The following is a 23,248-nucleotide window of genomic DNA, read 5'->3' on the forward strand; positions in this document are numbered from 1 at the left end:
CAGCTTTGCTTTTTTGTCATGAACAAATCCGTCGCCGCCAGCACTGAAGTTCCCCTCACAACGAACAACACTGTGAGCGCGCAAGCGGCGACTATGCCGATTCTGTTGTCCTTGAGTTTTTGTCATCTGCTCAACGATCTCATTCAATCACTCATTCCCGCGCTCTACCCACTGCTCAAAACAGAATTCAATCTCGACTTCGCGCAGATTGGTCTCATCACGCTCGCATTTCAACTCACGGCTTCCTTGCTGCAACCCACGGTTGGTTTCTATACGGACAAACGACCGCAGCCTTTCTCACTGGCCATTGGCATGGGTTCCACACTGATTGGTTTATTGCTGCTCTCCGTGGCAGGCAGTTACACCGTTGTGTTGATCGCTGCGGCGTTAGTGGGTACGGGCTCCGCGATCTTTCATCCCGAGGCCTCGCGTGTCGCGCGCATGGCCTCCGGTGGTCGCTACGGCACGGCACAGGCATTGTTTCAAGTGGGAGGAAACGCGGGTCAAGCGATTGGTCCCTTGCTTGCTGCTTTCATCGTGCTGCCACATGGACAAGGAGCGATTGCCTGGGTGTCGATGGCCGCCCTGGTGGCCATGGCGTTTTTAACACGCGTCGGAATCTGGTACGGTGCCAATCTCAAACCCGCTAAAAAATCAGGTCACGCCTCAGCCGATTCAAAAGAGTCTGGCCTGCCCCGCGCACGCGTACTTTTTCTCATCACAATATTGATGGTGTTGCTCTTTTCCAAGAATGTCTACACATCCAGTCTCACCTCCTTTTTTACTTTTTATCTCATCGAGCGCTTTGACTTACCCGTTCAGGCTGCGCAAGTGCAGCTGTTCATTTTCATGACTGCCATCGCGGTGGGCACACTCTTGGGAGGCGCGCTCACGGACCGAATCGGTCGCAGACCCATGATCTGGATTTCGATTCTGGGTGTACTGCCCTTCACCATGGCCATGCCCTATGCAGACCTTTTCTGGACTGGCGTGCTGACGATCATTATTGGTTTGATCACGGCGTCAGCCTTTCCCGCCGTGCTCGTATACGCGCATGAAGTGATGCCTGGACGTGTGGGCCTCGTATCCGGAATGTTCTTCGGTTTCGCCTTTGGTCTGGGCGGGCTGGGTGCCGCAATCATGGGCGGGTTAGCGGATGTCTATGGCATTGCAGTCGTCTATAAGATTTGCTCATTCTTACCTGTACTAGGTGTCGTGGCCTGGTTCTTGCCAGACATGACAAAAGAAAAAGAACGCTACCGCTCGGTTCCGGCATGATGGACGCATGATCCATGCGCCGTGTCCGGACACTCAGAACTTGTGACGCATTCCCACACCAAAGACAAAACTGTCTGCAGTATTGATCATTGCGAAATTTTGGGCATATGAGGCGTAGGTGTAGAGATTGGTTCGCGCCGAGAGTTGATGTGTCAACGCCGCACTGAATATTTGCTGCGATTTGAACTGCGCGTCACCCGACAACACTCCCTGAGGCTGCATCATCTGCCAGGAGGCCAAAAGAGTGACTTGTGAAGTCAATGGTGAAGTCACTCCAAATAAATATGAGCTTGCCTGTGCACCGGGTAAAAACAATACGGCGCCCGGCGTCCAGGAGGCTGAAAAAAGCCCTGACGATGAAGCGGCACCCGTACCCTGCGTCTGGCCATTGGCAAAACCATCCCTTGCAAGACCCGCCGCGAAGGAAAGCTTGATCGTCTTGAAATCATAGGCACCACCGAGCACCCAAAAGGAAGGGCTGGGGCTACTCGCTTCTTGAGAGGCGTCCCCATACAGCCTGTCGTATCCGACAGCCAGATCAAGAGGACCCCGACTATATTGGGCTCCAAGCGTCAGTGCGCGCATATTGTGAGTGGAAATAAAGTTGTAGCGACCTGGTTTTTCAGGGCAGGACTGTGTGCTGATGCAACTTTGCTCCCCCGCATAAATCGCGGAGAGTTCAGTGGAAAATGAATACCCCGCTCCGAGCGTCAGCCCAGCAGCTGGTGTTGCCTGCAGCAGCAACATATTGGAGTAGCGCGCGGTATTGGTTGAGCCAAAAGAGGATCCAATGTTGGCTTGACCAAACCCCTCCTGAAACGGGTCGATGGATAAAAAGTAATTGGAGGCAAGATTGATCTGACGACCAATATCCACGCGTCCCGCTTCACGCAACGTCATCCCAACCGTCGACTGGCGACCGAACAAGCGCCCGCCTTGAGCAGAGGTACCTTGGGCAGGATTGAAACCTGCTTCAAGAACGAAATTGACACCCAGCCCGCCGCCAAGATCCTCAAGACCCCGCAGGCCCCAGCGAGATCCTGACTGAACACCGTTGCTCATTCCAAAAAAGCTCTGATTCGTCGCCTCTTGTGGCACGACTCCGGAAATCGCATTCTGGCGAACATGATCGTACTCAAGTCCGAGATCGATAATGCCGTAGAGCGTCACAGAGCTTTGCTGCGCCGCAGCGCCAGCACCCAGCATCCCCAAGCTCGTGATCAATGTCCTGACCAGGTATTGCCGTGCATGTTTAAGTGAGGGTCGAAGAGCCACAAAGAAGCCTTTTGAAGATGTTGCAGCGTCAGTTGAAGGGGAGTAATCTTGTCCGGATTCGTCTTGTTTTGATTCGTTCCAACTTTCCCATTTTAAAAGGTTCGCCATGTCTGTGCACAATCTAAAAACCAAGCCTCAGGTCGACGCGATTCAACAGGCCAAAATTCACCTTGCCGCCGCCAACCGACTTGCCGTACTGGATGATTTGCATGAGGGTATCGACAACCACTTTACGATGGCAGTGCCCGGCACGAAGGACCGTTATTTGATTCTTCCGTTCGGCTTGCATTGGTCAGAAGCACGTGCGAGCGACATGATTGTATTTAACGAAAAAGGCGAGACACTCGAAGGTGATGGCATTGTCGAGCTTTCAGCTCAATGCATCCACGCGCCGGTCCATCGCATCACCGGTGCCAATGTCGTATTGCATACACATCAGAACTGGGCCGTCACGCTCAACATGCTCCAAGACAACCGCTTGCTGCCCGCAAGCCAGACTGCGGCTTTTTTCCATGGACTGATCGCGTATGACGATACCTATACGGGGACTGCCGACTTTCTTTCCGAGGGCGAACGACTCGCTCACGCGATTGGCGACAAGAAAATCCTGTTCATGAAGAATCATGGCGTTTTGGTGGTTGGCGACACCGTGGCACAAGCCTATAAACGCCTGTATAAACTTGAACGCGTCTGTCGTGCCCAAGTGCTGGCGATGAGTACCGGCAAGCCTATCCAGATACTCTCTGAGGAGGTGATCGCCGCGGTTCAGAAACCACCTGTTGACGATCGTCACACGCGCGCAGGTCGCGATAATCTCTACTTCGAAGCGATGATGCGCGTGCTTGACCGGGAACTTCCCGGCTACGCAGACTAAACAGGGATCACTACTCAGGCTTGAGAGGCGCGATCCAGGCGGCGGCGGGCACCATCACCCCGCCGCGCACACCCGGCTCAATTGAGCCATATCGCTGAGCCCAAACGGGCGGCAAGGGACGCGCCTGAGGCGAGGACAACCACAGTCTCAGCAAATGACGCTTACGTCCCGGCTCTTGCCAGTCTTCGAACGCAGTCCGATCATGTAATAGCGTGTGATTGTGCACAAACTGCAAATCACCAGGCTCAAGCCGCATCAAAAAATTAAGACGTGTGTCGTTTGCCAAGGCATCAAAACAGTCCAGGGCTTCGACATGCAAGGGGGTCAAACGCATCGCCCCGTCAAAACGCTGCGCCGAATCGATGTATTGACGCTGATAAATCGTCGACATCATTTGAGCATGCCAAGTGAACACCGGAATTTCAAAATACGGGAGTTGTCCCTCGGCCACATCGCCACGACGATCCGTCGCGATCGGATCAAACAGTGCGGCGGCCAGCTCAGGATAATCACGCCGCATCACGTTGTAAATCGTGTTGGAGGAAACGAGTGCCGAATCCCCACCGGATTTGGCCTGCTGCAAACACACCAGCCCGACAATGTCGCTCGAGTCCGTATGGAACGTCTGTCTTTCGTGCGTCTGATAGATTCTGACCTTGGGATCGTCCGCATTCAGTCCCATGTCGATCACATGACCCAGCACATGGCCTTTTGCATTTTGGGGACGCGGATGCCCCAAATGACAACCCAAGCCAAAAAAGGCAGCCGCCGTAATCTCGCGTGGCCATTCATTGACCGGCAGGGCACGCACCAAGGCGAATCCTTTGCCGTGAATCAACTCATCATGCAAACGTGCGAGTCTCGGTCCCAACGTTGGCAATACGAAACTCTCCCGACGAATCGACGCGATGTCCGGGTGACGTCTCAACGCCTCACGTGCCGCCTGCTCCAGCTCGGACAGTTCGATATCCGTGAGTCTGTGAATCCAAGTGTCGGAAGCACAGACCTCCGGTCCCAACCAGGCAGTCGGGCCAACAATCTCCGGCGGCAAGTCATCGATACGCATATTTTTCCTGAGAAATTTTATAGAGAGGTCCATTGCGCACATGAAAGCGCCCGTAGGTGCTATCGTTAGCGAAGATTGAAGAAATTATAATGACTGATTCTTATACCTCACTCGCCCTGGTTTTCTCTATTTTCGTGCTCGCCGGACTCGTCAAGGGCGTGATTGGCATGGGTCTACCGACGATCGCGATCGGCTTGCTTGGACTAGTCATCGCGCCCGTCGAGGCTGCGGCGATGCTTGTACTGCCCTCACTCATCACCAACATCTGGCAACTGATATCCGGTCCAAGCTTCTGGATATTATTCAAAAGATTCAAAACCCTGCTTATCGGTATCTGTTTGGGTACACCTTTTGGCGTGAGCTTTATTGTCAGTGGTCAAACAGCGATTGTGACGGCGGGTTTAGGCTTCGTGTTGATGGCCTATGGCCTCTACGGCTTATCCCAGGCACGCTTGAATGTCTCGAAACGCTCCGAATCCCGAGCCTCACCTCTCATCGGTTTTGTGACGGGCATATTGTCTGGCGCGACAGGCATTGCCGCCCTGCCCGCTGCACCCTACTATACGGCGCTCGAACTCAAAAGAGATGATTTGATTCAGGCACTGGGCCTATCTTTCACGGTCGCCTCCGTGGCGTTGGCGATCGGCTTACTTGTCACGGGTGAGTTCGAAATGGAAATCGCCACAACATCTTTGCTGGCACTGATCCCGGCTTTGATTGGCATGTTCTTGGGCCAAGCGCTTAGAAAAAGAATTCCCCAGGAAAAGTTTCGCCGCTACTTCTTTTTCAGCTTGTTATTTCTGGGTTCCTACACTTCATTTCGAGCGCTCAGCCTGATCTGGAGCTAGCCCCGCTTGATGCGAACCTGAGTATCAACGCATCAGAGCGAGACCTTCTTGAAAAGAGCTTTTTACTTGGCGGGAACGTACTCTTTGGGACGAATCATTTCAAACAGAGTGTTGACCTCGACATAGTCACCTTTGTAGCCACAACGTCCCAAGGGCCGTGCCGCAGCCGTGTCAAAAATACCGTCTTTCAGAAACTCGTCGTTGATATGAACGCCGACCACCTCGCCAAGCGTGAGCCAAGTATCGATGAGATCGCCTTTTGCGTTTTTGAGCTGAGTCGTACTGATCAACTTGCATTCAAGCGCCGCAATCGCACGGGCGATACGAGGAGGCTTGACAAGCGTCGAAGCGGCGGCTTCGAGGCCGGCTAGCTTCATCTCGTCAACACCCGGGGCGACTGATGCCGAACTGATGTTCATTTCCTGCGCCAGCTCCGCACCACAGAAGTTCGCCACGAACTCGCCAGTCGCATCAATATTGTTGACGCTGTCTTTACGGACGTGGCTTGTGCAAAAACCAATGACAGGTGGCGTCTCGGCAAAGGCATTGAAAAAACTGTAAGGGGCAAGATTGACCCGACCCTGCAGATCGATGCTGGAGATCCAGCCGATCGGACGCGGCGCCACAATCGCTTTGAAGGGGTTATGCGGCAGGCCATGGCCTTTGCTGGGTTCGTAAAAATAGTCGCTCACGGATGAATCCTTGAAAAGTGAAGTCGCAATGCACAGAATATCAGGTACTCGCTGTGATCTTTTAGCATAAATATTTTCTGCCACGCGGCTGAAACGACAAGACAGCCGAGTCAAAATGGGTGTAAAAATAGGCTCTACTTCGACACAGATGACATGAGAGTCCTGTATGACTGAAAGAAAAGTGAACGATCTAGGTGGACAGCCGGCCGGACCGGTCTGTTTGGACGAGCATCCCAGCACGCTGCATGAAAAACGCGTGGATGCCTTGCAGAAGTTATTGACGGGAAGCAAACTGCAGGCGTTTACCTCGGATGCCATGCGACGCGCCATCGAGTCCAACACCGAAGAGGACTACAAGAACATGTTGTATTACGACAAGTGGATCCGCGCAGTTCGCGATCTGGTGATCGAGCAGCAGTTGCTCACCGCGAAAGAAATCGATGACCGCATTGAGCTCCTGCGCGAACGCTACAAACAAAAGGGAACGCTATGACCGCGATTGCTCCCCGTCCCGGGCAGGCACTGCCTGCCGGTACTCCAGTCGTTGTGCGCAGACAGCCTCCTGAAGCGCATTGCCGAACGCCGTTTTATTTGCGAGGTGCGCGCGGTGAAATCGCTGAAGTAAGAGGTTGCTACCGCGATCCTTCCCTACTGGCCTTTCATAAACCGGGTCTGCCGATGCGTGTGCTGTATCGCGTGCGCTTCAAACAAAAAGACGTCTGGCCGAACTATACCGGCAGCCCTCACGACACAGTCGTCGCAGATATTTATGAACACTGGATCGATCCAATCACCGGAGCAGAAAAAGCATGAGTACGTCCCACGGCCATCATCACGACCACGATCATGACCATGATCACGACCATGGACATCCGCACGCGCATCCACACTCCCCTCCGGCGCCGGACGATGACGATCACTACGACCGCTACGAAGTCTTGTTGCAGACCGCCATTCGTGAATTACTGGACGAAAAGGGCATTATCACTGCAGAGGAATTACACAGACAGATTGACTACCAGGACAGTCTGACGCCTGCGATCGGAGGCAAGATCGTTGCCAAGGCTTGGGTTGACCCGGAGTTTAAAAAGAAACTGTTGGCCGAACCGCTCAAGACAATCAATGCGTCTTTTGAGCTCGATATCACCACACCACTCGATCTAGTCGTACTGGAAAATACTCCCAAGGTGCACAACGTGGTGGTATGCACGCTATGTTCCTGCTACCCGCGCATGCTGCTGGGTATTCCGCCTGCATGGTACAAGTCGATCGATTATCGCTCGCGTGTCGTCGTCGAGCCCCGCAAAGTGCTTGCAGAGTTTGGAACGCACTTACCCGATGATGTCGAGGTCCGCGTTTCCGACAGCACAGCAGACCTGAGGTTCCTGGTTTTGCCTAATCGTCCTGCGGGTACCGAGGCCATGAGTGAAGCAGAACTTGCCGAACTGGTCACTCGGGACTCAATGATTGGCACGTCTTTGCCATTGAGCCCGAAAAAAACTTAGAGGATTTTTTGGCGTATGCGGGTGATCAGGATTTCGGCAAGAATCACAATCACGAAAATCGAAATCAGGATCACCGCTACGCGATCCCACTGAAAGAGATTAAGTGCGGTATCCAATGCCATGCCGATACCGCCTGCGCCGACCAAACCAAGCACGGCGGACTCCCTGACGTTGATATCCCAGCGCAACAACACAATCGACCAAAAGGCCGGTTTGATTTGTGGCCAGTAACCATATTGGATCAGTGCGCCTGTGCTCGCCCCGACAGAGGTCAACGCTTCAATCGAGCCACGCTGCGCCTCTTCGACACTCTCTCCAACCAGCTTGCCCACGAAACCAATTGAACGAAACGCAATGGCCATGGTGCCCGCCAACGGACCCGGACCAAAAATCGCGATGAACAAAAGTGCCCAGACCAAGGAATTGACCGAACGACTGGAGACGAGAATCAGGCGCGCGAGTGTATTAATCAAACGATTCGGTGTGAGATTGTTCGCCGCAAGAAGACCAATCGGCACCGCAAGCAATACCGAGATGATCGTCCCCAGTGTGGCGATATGAATGGTTTCAATCAATGCGTCATGCACCGAACCGGAGTAATGCGCCCAGTCAACAGGCCACATCCGTGAGAACAAATCCGCCATTTGCTCAGGAGCGTCGAGCAAAAATTCGGGGATCACCTCAACACTGCGAATCGATTGAACAACAGCGGCGACAAACAAAAAATAAAAACCAAAGCGCACGAGCCTTTGGCTCAGCGAATAACGCTCCCAGACCCTATTCATGACGCCACCTTGGGAGCCGGCATGGATGAAGGTTTGCCTTTGAACAACTCTGCGATGGTCAGATTGTCAAGAAACACGCGCCGAATCACATTGGCCAACAGCTCGCCCAACATGATGAGCGTGATGATACTGATCAAGATCGTGCAGACATAGTCGTAATCGAATCGTTGGAAGGCGGAGAACAATGTCCCGCCAATGCCGCCCGCTCCCACGATCCCGACCATGGTCGAGTTGCGCAGATTGGAGTCAAACTGGTATGTGCAAAAGCCGATAAATCGAGGAAACACCTGAGGCAAGACAGAAAAAATAATGACATTGGCAAACGAGGCGCCAGTCGCACGCACCGCTTCGACCTGCTTGAGAGAGATCTCTTCGATTGACTCTGTGAACAGCTTGCCGATGAAGCCGATCGAAGCGACCGTCAAGGCCAGAATACCCGCCAACGCACCAAAACCCACTGCCTTCACAAACAAGATCGCGACAATCACAGGATGCAAGGCCCGGCAAAACGCCACAATCGTGCGCGCGGGCCAAGAGGCCCAGCCCGGCATGAGATTGCGGGCGCCCAACAGCCCAAGAGGCAATGCCAGAAAGATGCCAAGCGTCGACGCCAACACCGCGATCTCAAGACTTTCTGACAAGCCCTTGATCAACAGGGTGTAACGCTCGAAATTCGGTGGAAACATCCGGTCTAAAAAGGTCGCGGCATGTCCGAGACCGGCAATAAAACGTGCCAGTGTGACATCAAGCTGCGCGCTCGCATAAATGACATACAGGACGGCAAGCAACACGCCTGCCTTTGCCTTGAGCGACATCGTGAAAGGCTTGCTATGCGCGCGACGTGCGCCAGAGGATGGGGTGGACGCCGTCATACGATCCAAGACTCGCCGCCGTAAATCCTTTTGAGCATGCCATGATCCAGCCCCGAAGCCGGACCGTCATAGACCACTTCTCCTCCCGACATACCAATCAGGCGCGTCGCATAACGCTTGGCCAACTCAACATCGTGCATGTTGATGACGACAGGAATTTGTTGGGCCTGCGCCTGCGCAGTAAGCAGCTCCATAATCTCCACAGAGGTCTTGGGATCCAGTGAAGAAGTTGGTTCGTCCGCCAGCAAAATAGCTGGAGCCTGCATCAAGGCACGCGCGATGCCGACACGCTGCCTCTGCCCGCCTGAGAGCGCATCGGCGCGCTGGCTTGCGAAATCACCCAACCCCACCGTATCCAAGTAGCGGTAGGCTTGTTCAATGTCTTCTGGTTTGAAACTCCGAAACCAGGCTTTCCAGGCCGGCAAATATCCCAGCCGCCCGGTCAACAGGTTTTCCATCACCGTCAGACGTTCCACGAGGTTGTATTCCTGGAACACCATGCCGATATGACGACGCGCATGACGCAATGCCGCGCCTCGGACACGGGTCAAATCCACCGTGCCTTGAGAAGTATTCAAGGTGATTTGTCCATCCGAAGGCTCGACCAACCTGTTGATGCAGCGCAGCAACGTGCTTTTTCCCGTGCCCGAGGGACCGATGATCGCGGTCACCTCCTGGCCGGATATATCGAGGTTGATACCCTTCAGAACAGGGTGGCCCGCCCGGTAAGACTTGACCAACCCTTTGATGCTCAGCGCAGAAGCCATAAAACTATTTGGCCTTCGCTTTTGCTTTTGCTTTTTCAGCCTCACGGTCATAAGCAGCGCGGTTGAACTTTTCTCCGCCGGCCTCGGCGACTTCACGCACGATCGCCCAGTCTTTTTCGTAGGTCACAGGATAGAAGCGGTCCGCACCATCAAAGGCTTTTTGCATGGCGGCCGGATAGCGATAGTCATAGAAACACGCCAGCATCTTGTCGCGGAATCCTGGTTCCAGATCATGCGCATAGGCGAAAGATGAGGTCGGAAACTTTGGACTGGTATAAATGATGCGGAAATCATCCTTATTGATCTGTCCACGCCCTGCCATACGATAAAACACGTCGGAAGCCACGGCAGCCGCATCGTAATCACCAGACTTTACGCCCATGACGGATTGATCATGTTTGCCTGAAAACAGGATTTTGTAATCTTTCTCAGGTGTCAAACCCTCTTTGGGAAACAAGGCCATAGGGGCCATATGGCCCGAGTTTGAAGAAGGTGCCGTATGAGCAACCTTTTTACCCTTCAGGTCAGACATTTTTTGAAACGGGCTGTCTTTTTTCACAATCAAAATCAGGTTGTAACCCTGAAAACCATCGGCCGTACCTTTCACAGCAAAGGGTACCGCTCCTGCGATGTTGACTGCGAAGGCCGTTGGACCAGTCGAAAAGCCACCCACATGAAGTCGACCCGAGCGCATCGCCTCGATTTCAGCCGCATTGCTCTGCACCTGATAAAAAACGACACGTTTGCCTGTGCACTGAGCCAGGTGCTTGGTGAAAGGCGTAAAGATTTCTTCGTACACCGCAGGGTCTTCGACGGGCGTGTAAGTAAACACGAGCGTGGAAGGTGTTTTAAGCTTGGATTTGTCGGTGGGTGTATCCGCGACCATGTCTTTGTTGGCATCACAGTACAGCGAATCCAGATCACCCCGGTTCGGGCAGGCTTGAGCAAAGCTGGCACTAGCCATGCCCATCGTCAGAGCGGCCAGACCCGCAGAAAACAACAGGGATAATTTCATTATTAGTCTCCAAAACGCTTGAACTGCGTTGCACAGTGATAAAGTGTTGATCGAATATATACCGTAATCACCCTCACTGTAACTCCTCGTTTTCCTTTATGACTACGAATTCAACACCCGCCGTTCCCCGCCCAGCCGCGACTGTCATACTTGCTCGTAACGTCAGCGATGGGATCGAAGTCTTTATGATGGAACGCACAACGGCTGTCGAGTTCGCCAAGGGCATGCATGTTTTTCCCGGCGGTGCCTTGGATCGCACAGACCATCATCCAGACATCGCCTCGCTGTGCGTGGGTCTTGACGACAGGGTCGCGAGTCAGACTCTGGGGATTGAGCAAGGCGGCCTTGCCTACTGGGTGGCTGCGATCAGAGAGTGTTTCGAGGAGTCGGGTCTGTTGCTCGGATACCGGGAAGGAGACCAACTCCTTGAGCTGGCTGCCGACGAGGCGGATCGCCTGTCCGCGCTGCGCCAGGACATGGCGCAAAACAAACTTTCGTTTGTGGATATTTTGCTGCGTGAACGACTCAAAGCTGCGACCGATCGCATCGCCTATTACAGCCACTGGGTGACTCAGGCAGGTCGTCCCCGCCGCTACGACACGCGTTTTTTTGTCGCACAAGCTCCTGAGGGTCAAATCGCTCTAGAGGATAACCATGAGACCGTTGGTCAAATCTGGGTTCGTCCCGATCAGGCGATCGATTTGCATCGCTCGGGCACGCTCAATCTGATGTTTCCAACGATCAAAACCCTCGAGAGTCTCGCGCCGTTCAAGCATGTCGAGGAGCTCTTGGAGTATGCCCGCAAGCCGCGTCCCAAACAGGTGATGGCACCCGTCACCGGGATCACCCGCACGGGTGAATCTCACACCCTGATTCCAGGCGACTTTGCGTATGCTGAAGTCAAAAAACTCGACCCTGAAAACAAAGGGGACTGTTTTTCTTTTATCGAGCCAGGTCGACCCGTCGAGATCGGTCCGGGAGTTCTGCGTGTGACCGCTGCCAATCCTGGCATGATGACCGGTCCGGGGACAAACAGTTATTTGATCGGGAACGCTGATGAAGGCGTCGCGGTGATCGATCCGGGACCTGTGCTTGAAGGGCATCTCGACAACTTGATCGCGGCCGCCCCAGGTCCGATCCGCTGGATCTTGTGCACACACACGCATCTGGATCACTCACCCGCCGCCGCAGTGCTCAAGGAAAAAACAGGGGCGACTGTGTTGGGTATGGCTCCTCCGGACTTTCCGAATCAAGACCAGACGTTCAAACCTGATCACGTCGTCTCGCACCACGAAAGACTGGAGATCGCAGGGACTGTTTTGCGAGTGATCCACACACCCGGTCACGCATCCAATCAAGTGTGTTTTTTACTTGAATCGCAAAATCTCTTGTTCACGGGTGACCATATTATGCAGGGCTCAACAGTCGTCATCAGTCCACCGGATGGCGACATGATCGAATACCTGGACTCGCTTCGTTTGTTGCTTGACGAAACAATCGATCATCTTGCCCCAGGCCATGGCTTTTTAATGGATAACCCGGCCGAAAATGTCGAGCGTATTTTGATTCACCGCCAAGAACGGGAAAATAAAGTCGTTGCTGCCTTGAAAAAAGCCGGTCAACCCGCGAACATTGAGTCACTGGTCAAACTTGCCTACAACGATACACCTGAACGTTTGCACGTCGTGGCGCAAAAATCCCTGCTTGCCCATCTGGAAAAATTACGCAAAGAAGCGCGAGCCGTCCTGAATGGCGATCTCTGGAGCTTGAGCGCCACTGCCTAACTGACTGCCGTCGTTCAATTCTAGTAGAGTCTCCTATGGATCGCCGCACTTTTCTCACGACTACGGGTACGACAGCCGGCCTGTTGACCTCGCCTTTTAAACTCGCGGCGCAACCGTCCAAAGTGACCTTTCGCTGGGTACCTTCAACAGACTTGTCAGTGTTGGATCCCGTTTTTACAACGGCTGCCATCACTGCATGTCACGCTTTGCAGGTTTTTGACACGCTCTTTGGACTGGATGCGCAATACCAACCTCACCCACAAATGGTCGAGCGTCATACGCTTGACCAGGACAAGCGACGCTGGACACTCGTTTTAAGACCGGATTTACGTTTTCACGATGGCACACCTGTGACCGCTCAAGATGTCGTCGTAAGTCTGAAACGTTTCGGCAAGCGCAATCTGCTTGGACAGACACTTTTTAATCTGGTCACCGACATTTCCGTGGTTGATCGCGCGACTCTGACGATCACTGTCAGTCGACCGTTCTCGCTGCTACCTTACACACTGGCCTCGGCAGCGGCATCTATCATGCCAGAACGTTTGGCAAACACCCCAGACAATGTCCCGATCAAAGAAATGATAGGCAGCGGTCCCTTCAAGTTTCTACCCGATCAATGGGTGTCAGGCTCCAAAGTTGAATACGCCAAGTCCAATGACTACGTTGCGCGGACTGAGGGGATTGCGAGCAACACAGCAGGTCCAAAAATCGCCAATATCGATTCTCTCAAATGGCTCATCATTCCCGATCGCGCCACAGCCGTCGCGGCCCTGCAAAATAATGAAGTCGACGGCATCGAACTTGTGGACAATGACTTTATTCCGATGCTACGCAAAAATTCGCGTATCTCGCTGATTAAAGGTGCCCTGCCCTCGATTTTCATCATGCGTTTTAATCATCTGCATGCGCCGTTTAATGACGTGCGGATGCGTCGGGCTGTCTTATTGGTCATTAGTCAGTCCGATTACATGATGGCGGCCAACGGGGCGGATTTTCCCGAGTACTGGAATGACAAATGCGGCGTCTTCGCCCCGGGTACGCCGATGGCCACAGACGCTGGCATGGAAAAGCTCAATAGCAAACGGGATATGGGACGCGCGCGCAAACTCATCAAAGAGGCGGGCTACACAGGCGAACCCATCGTCATTCTGGACCCTGTCGATGCTGCGCCTTATCATGCTTGCGCACTCGTCACCGAGGATTTGTTCAAACAACTCGGCTTGAAAACAGAATTACGTCCCATGAACTGGGGCACCTACCTGCAACGCCGCAACAATCAAGCATCCCCTGAGGCGGGTGGCTGGAACGTTGCGTTCACCGCCTTGACAGGCACCAGTAACCTCGATCCGGCATCCAATCTGGGCATCCGTGGCACGGGAACGCAGGGCTGGTTTGGTTGGCCGACCAATGAAAAGCTCGAGGCCCTCAGACTTGAATGGTTTTTTGCAGAAACGCTTCAGGAGCGACAAGCTGTCTGTCGCGAGATTCAACTCGAGGTATTCAATCAGGTTCCTTACATCCCGCTCGGAGCGAATTACAACTTAAGCGCGATCAGAAAAAACTGGCAAAACTTTCAGTCACAAGGCCCCGTGTTCTACACGACACGATCGGTTTAAGAGCGCTCCGAAGGCGCATCCTGAATCTGACGAGTCTCCTCGGCTCCGAACCATCTCTTTCTGGTTCGATGCAACCATTGCTCCAGGTCGTCGACGTAGGTAAATACGGCGGGAATCACCAGCAAGCTCAGCAACGTAGAGGTCATCAAACCGCCAATCACCGCAATGGCCATCGGCGAACGAAAGCTCGGATCCGAACCCCAGCCTATCGCGATCGGTATCATCCCGGCCGTCATCGCGATCGTTGTCATCACGATCGGACGCGCGCGCTTGTGACATGCGTCAATCAAAGCCTCAGTGCGAAGCATGCCATGGCGTCTGGCTGTGATGGCATATTCAACAAGCAAGATCGAATTCTTAGTGACCACACCCATCAACATCAGCAGGCCGATCAATGATGGCATGGAAAAACTTTTACCCGTCAGAAGCAAACCGACAAAGGCGCCCCCAATTGACAAGGGCAACGCGCCCAGAATCGTGATGGGTTGCAGAAAGTCGTGAAACAGCAGAACAAGAATCATGTAGATGCACAACAGACCGATCAGCATTGCCAGGCCAAAGCTTGCAAACAGCGCCTGCATTTCCTTGGTATCGCCCAACTCCGCGAGCCTGACGCCTGGCGGCAAACTGCTCAGGCTCGGCAAAGCCATCGCCTCGGCAAAAACTTCGCCCAGGGGTCGGCCACCCAACTCGACATCCAGTATGACGTTGCGGCTACGATTCAATCGATCGATCTGTGCAGGTCCACTATCCATCGTAAAGGTCACGACATTACCAAGCATCGTGGGACCGTAACGCCCCGGAACGGTCAATCTCTCCAGTGCGGCAATATCCATTCGTGTGGCATCCGGCAATTTGACACGAATCGGAATCTGTCTTTCTGCCAAATTAAGCTTCGCCAATCCCACATCGTAGTCACCACTCGTTGCGACCCGCAGAGTCTCCGCGATACTTTGCGCCGTCACGCCTAAGTCCGCCGCACGCGCGAAATCAGGACGCACAATCAACTCGGGTCGCACCAGACTTGCCGAAGAGGTGACGCCTCCAATCCCCTTCAGCGTGCGCAAATCACGCTCAGCCGCCTGAGCCGCTTTACCCAAGGCAACAGGATCCTCACTCTGCAACACGATTTGCATTTTGACACCGACATCCTGAGCGCCGACAGTAATCCGCACACCAGGTTCCTGCGCCAAGACTTTTCGAATATCCGCTTCAACCTCTTGCTGAGTCTTGCTGCGATCCGAGCGGTGATTCAAGGTCACAGTCAAACTGGCTTTGCGGACTTCGGCAGCGCTTCCACGCGCGAACACATCACCTGAAACGCCCGCACCCACCGAGCTAAATACGCTGCGTACTTCCGGAATCTGAGACAGTTTCTCCTTGGCCAGCTCCGCAGCGCGCAACGTGTCCTCGAGCGTACTACCAGGCGCGCGTTCGATATTGACCATGGTTTGCCCGCGGTCGGCAGGCGGCACAAACCCCTTGGGCAGTAAGGGCACCAAGGCGAGTGATCCCACAAAAAAAACAAACGCGAACACAATCGTGGCCAGGCGATGACTCAAGCACCAAGTCACCAGCTTCAAATAGTGACGCATCACCCAGCTATCGGGTTTGGGTTCAGCATGCTTGCCGCCTAAAGGTTTCATCAAATAGGCCGACATCATCGGGGTCAACAAACGCGCGACCAACAATGAAGCCAGGATTGCGAGCACGGCCGTCCAACCGAACTGTTTAAAAAACTTTCCCGGCACGCCATCCATGAAAGCGGTGGGTAAAAAGACGGCGACCAGCGCAAAGGTCGTCGCGATCACCGCCATGCCGATTTCATCCGCTGCATCCATTGCCGCCTGGAAAGGTGTTTTTCCCATCTGCAAATGTCGCGCGATGTTTTCAACCTCGACAATCGCATCATCGACCAATATCCCCACCACCAACGCCAGGGAAGTGAGCGTCACCATATTCAGAGTGAAACCAAACAAGTAAATCCCGAGAAATGCCGGCAAGATTGACAAGGGCAAGGCAGCAGCCGATACGATTGTGGCTCTCCAGTCCCGCAAAAAATACCAGACCACCAACACAGCCAGAATCGCACCTTCATAGAGAAGCTGCATGGAGGCGTCAAAATTTTCCTCAGTCATCGCGACGTTGTCGATCTGCTCGGTAAAAGCGACATCTTTGTTCGCAGCCTGAAGACCATCGATGACTTGTCTGACATCACGCGCGACCGTGACCTCGTTGGCGCCTTTGCTGCGCATGATCTCAAAGGCCACGACGGGCTGACCATTGACCAGTGCAAGGGAACGACGCTCGGCAGTCGTATCGGTGATGGTTGCGATCTGATCCAGACGCACGCGCCGTCCGTCTTGCAAAGACAAGTCGATTTTCCCCAAGTCCTGCGCAGTTTCAGCCGTAGCGATTGTACGGACCGCTTGCTCGGCGCCCCCGATATCCCCGCGTCCACCCGGCGCCTCTTGCTGGATCAATCTCAAACGGCGAGACACATCCGCAGCCGTCACACCCAGAGCGGCCATTCTCGCGGGATCGAGCTCCACGCGGATCTCACGATTCAAGCCACCCATTCGCTTGACTCGACCGACACCGTTGACCGTCAGTAATTGTTTTGCAACCGTGTTGTCGATGAACCAGGAAAGCGCTTCCTGATCCATGCGTGGCGAAGTGATTGCATACGTCATCAACGGACGGCCCGCGGTCGTCGCCCGCAAAATCGTGGGTTCACGCACATCAGCAGGCAAATCAGCCCGAACACGCGTGACCGCGTCCCTGACATCGTTCACCGCCTCCATGGCGTTTTTCTCAAGCACGAATTCAACGTTGATAACCACCGTGCCCTCAAGAATCTTGGTGTACATATTCTTGATACCCTGGAGGGTCGCAATCGAATTCTCAAGTTTTCGGGCGACTTCAGTCTCGAGTGTTGCCGGCGCCGCGCCGGGCAACGATGCCTCGACCGTCACCATCGGCAATTCGATATCCGGAAAATCCTGCACACCGATGGCGCGGAAAGACAAAATTCCCGCGATCGACAACAACACGAACAGCAGGATCGCCGGTATCGGGTGACGGATGGAAAATGCGGAAAAGTTCATGACCGCTCAACCGAAACGAGGTCGCCATTAGTCAAGAAGCCGGCCCCGGACTCGACAATCGTGTCCGACGCTTCCAGACCAGACAACACTTCGACGCGTGCACCGACCCGCCGACCGATTTGCACTCGGACTTGCTCAACGCGCTGATCTGCCAAAAGTTTGAACACATAGCTAAAGCCATCGCGCATGACCACAGACTCTTGCGGGACCGTCAGCCCTTGACTCTCACCAAGGTTGAATGTGCCAGTCGCAAACATGCCTGCGCGAACAGGCGGCTCGTCGTTCTGACTAATCGGTAAATCGACATAAACAATGGCGGTACGCGCCTGCGAATCGACCGTCGGCCCAATCACGCGAACCTTGCCCACGACGGGAGGCTGACCTTTGGGCAAGCTGGCGGGATAAACATCCACTGGCATACCGGCCTTGATACGACTCAACTCTTCGGACACCACATCCGCGCGCCACTCAAGACGGTTTTGTCGCAGCATTTTAAAAAGCTCGGCACCGACCGGTACAACCGCACCCACACTCGCCTGTCTCCCGGAAATCACGCCATCGTCAGGCGCAAGAACCTCGGTATATTTCAGGCGCAGTTCCTGGGATTGACGATGTGCGCGTGCCGCCTCAACACGGGCGGCGGCGGTTTGTTGCGCAGTCAGATATTGATTAATCTGCTGGGCAGACAAGGCTCCGGAGGTTTTCAGACTGCGCGCGCGTGACGCATTGGCTTCGGCGTCGGCCAGTGCGGCGACCGCTTCGGACTCTTGGGCTTTTTGAACCGCCAGATCCGCCAATACAGTGTCCTGGGCAAAGACCGCGAGTACCTGTCCTTTTTTGACATGATCACCGACGTTGACGCGCACTTCTGCGATTCGCAAACCACCCACTTGCGCCCCCACAGCCGCCTCTTGCCACGCGGCAATATTCCCGTTGGCGCGAATCGTTGAGGGCAACGCGGTCAGCGCCGGTTTGGTGACGGAAACTGTCAGAGCAGGTCGAGCCGCGCCGGGTTGAGCAGAAAAGACAGGGGTGGGCAGCCAAACAGTGGCAGCGGCCAACATGATTGTCAGGCCAAGCAAAGAGACGCGTGTTGAATCAATCATTGGTTTCATTTAGTTTCATCCTTGGCGTCCCAGCCGCCACCGACGGCACGATACAACGCAATATAGGCGTTGACACGCTCACGACGCACATTCGCCAGAATATTGTCTGCGTTAAAAGAGAGGCGTCTGGTTTCTTCAAGGTCCAGAATGCTGGCCAAACCAAACTTGTAACGCTCCTGAGCGGCCTGAAGCGACTCCCGATAGCCTTTCGAAGCCTTCAGACTTTCGGCTTCGCGTTGAGTCAGGCTGTCGAGACGCACCAACGCTTCTTCCACTTCTCTGACTGCGCGGCGAGCCTGTGTTCTGTACTGGGTCGCGGCAACCTCATATGCGACTTTCGCCGTCTCCAAGTTAGCGGCTCGTCGACCCGCATCAAAAATCGGCAAACTCAACGATGGTCCAATCGACCAAGAGGTCGCACTGATGGACCCCGCACCACTTTCAAAACTCAAGGGGCCGATATTTCCCAGCAAAGATAGTCTCGGATAGCGATCCGCCTCGCGCACGCCAATATCAGCGCTCGCGGCTGCGAGCTCTCTCTCTGCAGCGGCGACATCAGGGCGCTGGAGCAAAACTTGCGCGGGAACACGCTTGACGACAGGCAATGCGGGCTTTGGTAAGACTCGCGAGCCTTGGGCGAGCCTGCTTCTGAGCTCTGGTTCGGGGATTGCAGTCAGGGATACCAGCGCTTTAATCAACAAGTCACAATCAGCGCGCTGTGCAACTGCTCGGCTTTGGCCTTCGGCAGCGCTTGCACGCGCGAGCGCCGCGTTCGCGGGCGCTTGAAAGCCAGTCTGTGCCAGCTCCTGGGTCAGTCGCGCAGTTTGAGCGCGTGACTTCGCATCGGCACTCGAGAGCTCGGCAAGTTGTTCACAACTGCGATAGTTTGTGTAAAGACTGGCTGTGTCGGCAGACACGGAGATTCGGGCCTCATGCCAGTTTGCGACCTGAGCGGCCAGCCGTGCGCGCGCGGCTTCGCTCGCGCGGGCCAGGCCGCCAAACAAGTCTATTTCCCAACCTGCCTGAAGCTGAGCCTGCGCAGTCGTGGCAACGATCACAGGACCACCCAGCTGGAATGTGCCACGCGTCACGCCACCCGAGGCATTGAGCACAGGAACGGCAGCGGCATCAGCGGTGACCAGCAAGGCACGCGCCTGTGCAATGCGCAAGGCCGCTTGCGCCATATTGTTGCTTTGCTTTTGTGCCTGCTCGACCAATTCGAGCAAAACAGGATCCTTGAATTGGGACCACCAGGCGATCAGCTCAACCGGATCACCTTCATGAGGCAAGGGCTGTTGCCAGGATGAAGGCTCAGTTTCCCATTGCGTGGCTTGTTGACGGTCGTAATCCGGTCCGAGCGTGATACATGCCGAAAGCAGTAGCACCAGCGGAGACACTAAAAATCTTGAGTAAGTCATACTCGAAGATTAACAGAGCCCGACTGGCAAAAGCTGTCATCGCCTCATGCCGCTTGGGCCATCGCAGCGGGTGCCCCTGGAAACTTTGGTGGCTTGGCAAACCAGAACAAAAAGGTCCCGGCGCCGGCAATCAAAGCCAGAACCGTGAAACCAAGATCGTAGTTACCCGTCGCATCCCCCATAATCCCGGCGAGCAAAGGTCCGGAGATCTGCCCCACGGCTGTCAACATGGCGGAGAGACCGAGAATCATGCCGATGGACTTTCGACCGAAGTAATCGGCCCGGATCGCCTGCATAAAGGGACCGCGAATGCCCCAGGCCAAACCGTGAAACACCGCGAAAAGCACCAGCATCACGGGCCCCAGGGCGTAGGTCAGCATCAACATCCCGACCATGTGCATCGTCATGCACACCGCCGCCACCCGATTCTTTTGCAACTTGTCACCCAGCACACCCCCCAACAACACCCCGATCACCTGGAAGCCCGTCATCAGTGTGATGTAGAAAGAAGCCTGCGCAATGGTGTAACCAAGAGAAATACGCATGTGATTGATCGCGTGCGTGTTGACTGCAGTCACGATAATCAGCGCGACGCCATGACCTGCTGACAGTAGCCAAAAAGCCTGGGTGCGCAGCGCCTGTTTGGCGGTGAATTCGGGCTCAGGCTTAGTCGAAGCTTGGGTGCCTGTGATGTCAACGGTTCCTCTCTGCGCCCCCGCACCATCGACGGTTTCGCCAAAATCTTCAGGACGGCGTCGAAATACACAGGCAAGCGGATAACCGATCACAATGGCGACCACACCACAACCAAAAGCCGTTTCCCGCCAACCGATGCTTTCAATGCTCCAGGCCACGATTGGAACGAACATCCCGCCAAGGGCCAAACCCAGTCCCACCATCGACAAGGCGCGGGCGCGTTTTTTTTCAAACCACTGGATCACACCCACGTTGAGAGGGAAATATCCTGCCATGGAAGACCCAATCGCAATGACGATCACCGCACCGTAAAACCCCATCAAGCTATCGATTTGGCTCAACAACATAAAACCGATACCGAACATCACGACACCGACTTTAATGACACCCCTGGAACCGAACTTATCGAGGAACCAACCCAAAATCGGACCAATGACTGCCGCTTCCATCGACATCATGGCCGAGGCGCCTGAAACTGAAGTCTTGCTCCACCCTTTGTCCTGAATGAGCACGGCCACATAGGCACCAAAAGCCTGATGCAGCATCATCGACTGGATAAACTGCAGCGAGGCCGCAGCGAACACCATTTTCCAACCGTAAAAAATCTTCATGCGCGCAATACCGCTTGCTGGAAAATTTGTCTCACCACACTTTTCACCACTTGTCTCCGGCCTTAAATCTCAAATACCATTAAATATTCTTGAGCATTGAGTCTTTTATTGTTGAGCTCGGATCATTGCAAACTTTTTTTATTATTGATCCGCATTAGTATGAACCCTAACATAAAGACAAATCTTTTGCAGGGACGGGCAAGAAAAATGCCTTCAAGGTCGCCGTACTTTGCACGGCCCTTGATATAGTGTCTGCTCCCCCAAACTTCAAAGAGGTCATCGTGGCAAAAGCATATTGGATCAGCGCCTACCGTTCTATCACCAACCCTGAGGCCCTAGCCGCCTACGCCAAACTTGCTGGGCCCGCACTGACCGCCGCGGGCGGAAAATTCCTGGCGCGCAACGAAGCTGCTGCTGTCAAGGAAGACGGTGTCAAACAACGAACCGTGCTCATCGAGTTTGAAAGCGTGGAGGCCGCTCTTGCAGCCTACAACAGCCCGGCCTACCAGGAAGCCGTTCGCGCGCTCGGCAAGGGTTCCGTTGAACGCGATATCCGTATTGTCGAAGGCGTGTAAGAATTCGGATAAGTGTTTTGACTCACCCCATTTCAATATCTTTCTGAAGACCCCGGCGTCAGCCAACAGTGCGTTAACCGTGCTGGTTGGCAGGCGCCGACTTGCACCACATTGCGTTGCGCCATTTGATGGCGATGCCAATCGTTGCGGCAAGACCCAGCCCCGAGTACAAAAGCGTTGTCGCGACAAAGCCAATCGTATCGATCAATGGGCCTGCGATCAACAAGCCAACTGGCAAACCCCAGATTGCCAAAATACGTAGCCCCATGACGCGGCCGCGGTATTGAGGATCGATCGCGCGAAGCATCACCGCAGCGAGCGGAACAAGACAAATACTTTGCACGAAACCCGCGCACATCAAAATCGTCACACCCAGCGCGAAATGCGTCGTCGGCCCAAACACCATCAGCAACGTGAACCAGATCCCCGTGGCGATCAATAAGGCGCGCCCAGTCCCAAGTGAAAACCGGTTCGTCCCCAACACGATCGAACCCAGCAACGCACCAAAAGCGAAACTGGCACTCAAGGTGCCGAGCCCGGCCTGGCCCACGTCATAAACGGAGCGCGCAATGTAGGGCAGCAAGCCCAGGGAGAAGGGAAACGCGAGAAAATTCACCAGAAACGCCATACTCATCGTACCCAGTAAAACGGGCTTTCCCCACACGTAGGAAAAAGCATCTTGCAAATCCGTGAAGGGTGACGGTCGGGAGGTATGCACAACCGCCTCTTGCGCAGGCTTGCCTGCCACACTCATCGAGAAATAAAAACTCACCAGATACAAAATGGTGATACTCACATAAACCGGAACCATGCCGAACTGCGCGAAAATGCCCGCGCCGGCCAGCGCACCCGCGATGCGCGCAGAGTCGGAGGTCATGCGCGAGATACCCAAGGCAGAGGTCAACTGATCGCTCGGTTGTGTCTGCCCAATCAAGGCGTAGCGCATCATCAAATCGGAAGGACGGATCAAACCGACAAAGGTCGCCACCGCGATCACGGTCAAGGGTGTGAGCCAATCGAAAAAGGCGAGCGTCGCGATGGTCAAAGCAGCCAGCGCATAGAGCCCTCGCGTGATCATGAAGAGAACCCGGTACCCCACTCGATCCCCCGCGATGCCCAGGAAGGGCGAAATCAGTGCGCCGGTGTATTGCAAGGCGCCATAGATCACCAGCAGGAGAACCGAGCCTGACTCGACCAGAACATACCAGCCGAGCACGAGTATTTCCATCTCGAACGCCCAGGAGGTCGCCAGGTCTGCCGTCCATTGATAACGAAAACTGCGCACCTTGAAAGGTGCGCGGGAGGATTGCAAAATACTGCTAAAAGGACCCGGCATACGAAAAGCCAATCAGACGTTC

21 protein-coding genes are annotated in these 23,248 nt (G+C 54.5%); 9 read left to right on the top strand and 12 right to left on the bottom strand.

What is annotated here, in order from left to right:
• Window positions 1-18: 18 nt before the first annotated feature.
• Entirely contained in the window at window positions 19-1,278 is a 1,260-nt protein-coding gene (locus QWY30_RS11955) for an MFS transporter (RefSeq protein WP_290241333.1), read from the top strand.
• A 33-nt stretch (window positions 1,279-1,311) separates the two neighbouring features.
• On the opposite strand, the gene QWY30_RS11960 is transcribed toward QWY30_RS11955, so the two are convergent.
• On the bottom strand, window positions 1,312-2,661 hold the full coding sequence (locus QWY30_RS11960; protein ID WP_290241335.1) for a porin: 1,350 nt from the start codon (window positions 2,659-2,661) through the stop codon (window positions 1,312-1,314).
• Here QWY30_RS11960 and QWY30_RS11965 point away from each other — a divergent pair.
• Window positions 2,660-3,427, top strand: a complete 768-nt coding sequence (locus QWY30_RS11965) for a class II aldolase/adducin family protein (RefSeq protein ID WP_290241337.1) — start codon at window positions 2,660-2,662, stop codon at window positions 3,425-3,427. The two genes, QWY30_RS11960 and QWY30_RS11965, sit on opposite strands and share 2 nt — an antisense overlap.
• Window positions 3,428-3,437: 10 nt before the next feature.
• Here QWY30_RS11965 and QWY30_RS11970 read toward each other — a convergent pair whose 3' ends face one another.
• The gene (locus QWY30_RS11970; RefSeq protein ID WP_290241339.1) at window positions 3,438-4,493 is read right to left on the bottom strand and encodes a TauD/TfdA family dioxygenase; all 1,056 of its coding nucleotides are present in this window, start codon (window positions 4,491-4,493) and stop codon (window positions 3,438-3,440) included.
• Between the two features lie 89 nt (window positions 4,494-4,582).
• Here QWY30_RS11970 and QWY30_RS11975 point away from each other — a divergent pair, with 89 nt between their 5' ends.
• Window positions 4,583-5,341, top strand: a complete 759-nt coding sequence (locus tag QWY30_RS11975; protein WP_290241341.1) for a sulfite exporter TauE/SafE family protein — start codon at window positions 4,583-4,585, stop codon at window positions 5,339-5,341.
• 62 nt (window positions 5,342-5,403) lie between these two features.
• Here QWY30_RS11975 and QWY30_RS11980 read toward each other — a convergent pair whose 3' ends face one another.
• Window positions 5,404-6,033 (bottom strand): flavin reductase family protein, encoded by a 630-nt coding sequence (locus QWY30_RS11980; RefSeq protein ID WP_290241343.1) that lies wholly within the window; start codon window positions 6,031-6,033, stop codon window positions 5,404-5,406.
• Window positions 6,034-6,199: 166 nt separating this feature from the next.
• On the opposite strand from QWY30_RS11980, the gene QWY30_RS11985 reads away from it, so the two are divergent.
• The 3 genes from QWY30_RS11985 to QWY30_RS11995 are packed head-to-tail and all read left to right on the top strand — an operon-like array spanning window position 6,200 to window position 7,538.
• Window positions 6,200-6,526 (top strand): SH3-like domain-containing protein, encoded by a 327-nt coding sequence (locus QWY30_RS11985; protein WP_290241344.1) that lies wholly within the window; start codon window positions 6,200-6,202, stop codon window positions 6,524-6,526.
• Entirely contained in the window at window positions 6,523-6,846 is a 324-nt protein-coding gene (locus QWY30_RS11990) for an SH3-like domain-containing protein (RefSeq protein WP_290241346.1), read from the top strand. Before QWY30_RS11985 ends, QWY30_RS11990 begins: the two co-directional genes overlap by 4 nt.
• Complete coding sequence (locus tag QWY30_RS11995; RefSeq protein ID WP_290241348.1) at window positions 6,843-7,538, top strand: nitrile hydratase subunit alpha; 696 nt, start codon at window positions 6,843-6,845, stop codon at window positions 7,536-7,538. The genes QWY30_RS11990 and QWY30_RS11995 overlap by 4 nt, the downstream gene beginning before the upstream one ends.
• Here QWY30_RS11995 and phnE (QWY30_RS12000) read toward each other — a convergent pair.
• From phnE (QWY30_RS12000) to phnD, 4 genes are read right to left on the bottom strand one after another with little or no spacing between them, the layout of a single operon-like run.
• Entirely contained in the window at window positions 7,535-8,323 is a 789-nt protein-coding gene (phnE, locus tag QWY30_RS12000) for a phosphonate ABC transporter, permease protein PhnE (RefSeq protein WP_290241349.1), read from the bottom strand. The two genes, QWY30_RS11995 and phnE (QWY30_RS12000), sit on opposite strands and share 4 nt — an antisense overlap.
• Window positions 8,320-9,195 (bottom strand): phosphonate ABC transporter, permease protein PhnE, encoded by an 876-nt coding sequence (gene phnE / locus QWY30_RS12005; RefSeq protein WP_290241485.1) that lies wholly within the window; start codon window positions 9,193-9,195, stop codon window positions 8,320-8,322. The genes phnE (QWY30_RS12000) and phnE (QWY30_RS12005) overlap by 4 nt, the downstream gene beginning before the upstream one ends.
• Window positions 9,192-9,962 (bottom strand): phosphonate ABC transporter ATP-binding protein, encoded by a 771-nt coding sequence (gene phnC, locus QWY30_RS12010; RefSeq protein WP_290241350.1) that lies wholly within the window; start codon window positions 9,960-9,962, stop codon window positions 9,192-9,194. The genes phnE (QWY30_RS12005) and phnC overlap by 4 nt, the downstream gene beginning before the upstream one ends.
• A gap of 4 nt (window positions 9,963-9,966) precedes the next feature.
• Window positions 9,967-10,932, bottom strand: coding sequence for a phosphate/phosphite/phosphonate ABC transporter substrate-binding protein (gene phnD, locus QWY30_RS12015; protein WP_435433407.1), 966 nt, complete (start codon window positions 10,930-10,932; stop codon window positions 9,967-9,969).
• Window positions 10,933-11,075: 143 nt separating this feature from the next.
• On the opposite strand from phnD, the gene QWY30_RS12020 reads away from it, so the two are divergent.
• Both QWY30_RS12020 and QWY30_RS12025 read left to right on the top strand, forming a co-directional pair.
• Window positions 11,076-12,761, top strand: coding sequence for an MBL fold metallo-hydrolase (locus QWY30_RS12020; protein WP_290241352.1), 1,686 nt, complete (start codon window positions 11,076-11,078; stop codon window positions 12,759-12,761).
• A gap of 35 nt (window positions 12,762-12,796) precedes the next feature.
• The gene (locus QWY30_RS12025; protein WP_290241355.1) at window positions 12,797-14,377 is read left to right on the top strand and encodes an ABC transporter substrate-binding protein; all 1,581 of its coding nucleotides are present in this window, start codon (window positions 12,797-12,799) and stop codon (window positions 14,375-14,377) included.
• On the opposite strand, the gene QWY30_RS12030 is transcribed toward QWY30_RS12025, so the two are convergent.
• Genes QWY30_RS12030 through QWY30_RS12045 form a run of 4 tightly spaced genes read right to left on the bottom strand, consistent with a single transcriptional unit; the run spans window position 14,374 to window position 21,315 of the window.
• Window positions 14,374-17,484: an efflux RND transporter permease subunit gene (locus QWY30_RS12030; protein ID WP_290241357.1), complete on the bottom strand. Its 3,111-nt coding sequence runs from the start codon at window positions 17,482-17,484 to the stop codon at window positions 14,374-14,376. The two genes, QWY30_RS12025 and QWY30_RS12030, sit on opposite strands and share 4 nt — an antisense overlap.
• Complete coding sequence (locus QWY30_RS12035) at window positions 17,481-18,599, bottom strand: efflux RND transporter periplasmic adaptor subunit (RefSeq protein WP_290241359.1); 1,119 nt, start codon at window positions 18,597-18,599, stop codon at window positions 17,481-17,483. The genes QWY30_RS12030 and QWY30_RS12035 overlap by 4 nt, the downstream gene beginning before the upstream one ends.
• Window positions 18,596-20,008 (bottom strand): efflux transporter outer membrane subunit, encoded by a 1,413-nt coding sequence (locus QWY30_RS12040; protein WP_290241360.1) that lies wholly within the window; start codon window positions 20,006-20,008, stop codon window positions 18,596-18,598. The genes QWY30_RS12035 and QWY30_RS12040 overlap by 4 nt, the downstream gene beginning before the upstream one ends.
• Before the next feature lie 44 nt (window positions 20,009-20,052).
• On the bottom strand, window positions 20,053-21,315 hold the full coding sequence (locus tag QWY30_RS12045) for an MFS transporter (RefSeq protein WP_290241362.1): 1,263 nt from the start codon (window positions 21,313-21,315) through the stop codon (window positions 20,053-20,055).
• Window positions 21,316-21,596: 281 nt separating this feature from the next.
• On the opposite strand from QWY30_RS12045, the gene QWY30_RS12050 reads away from it, so the two are divergent.
• Window positions 21,597-21,890, top strand: coding sequence for a DUF1330 domain-containing protein (locus tag QWY30_RS12050; RefSeq protein WP_290241487.1), 294 nt, complete (start codon window positions 21,597-21,599; stop codon window positions 21,888-21,890).
• Between the two features lie 73 nt (window positions 21,891-21,963).
• Here the strand turns inward: QWY30_RS12050 and QWY30_RS12055 are convergent, their stop codons facing one another.
• On the bottom strand, window positions 21,964-23,226 hold the full coding sequence (locus QWY30_RS12055) for an MFS transporter (RefSeq protein WP_290241364.1): 1,263 nt from the start codon (window positions 23,224-23,226) through the stop codon (window positions 21,964-21,966).
• Window positions 23,227-23,248 lie beyond the last annotated feature (22 nt).

Source organism: Zwartia panacis (assembly GCF_030410395.1).
Classification (GTDB): Bacteria; Pseudomonadota; Gammaproteobacteria; order Burkholderiales; family Burkholderiaceae_B; genus Zwartia; species Zwartia panacis.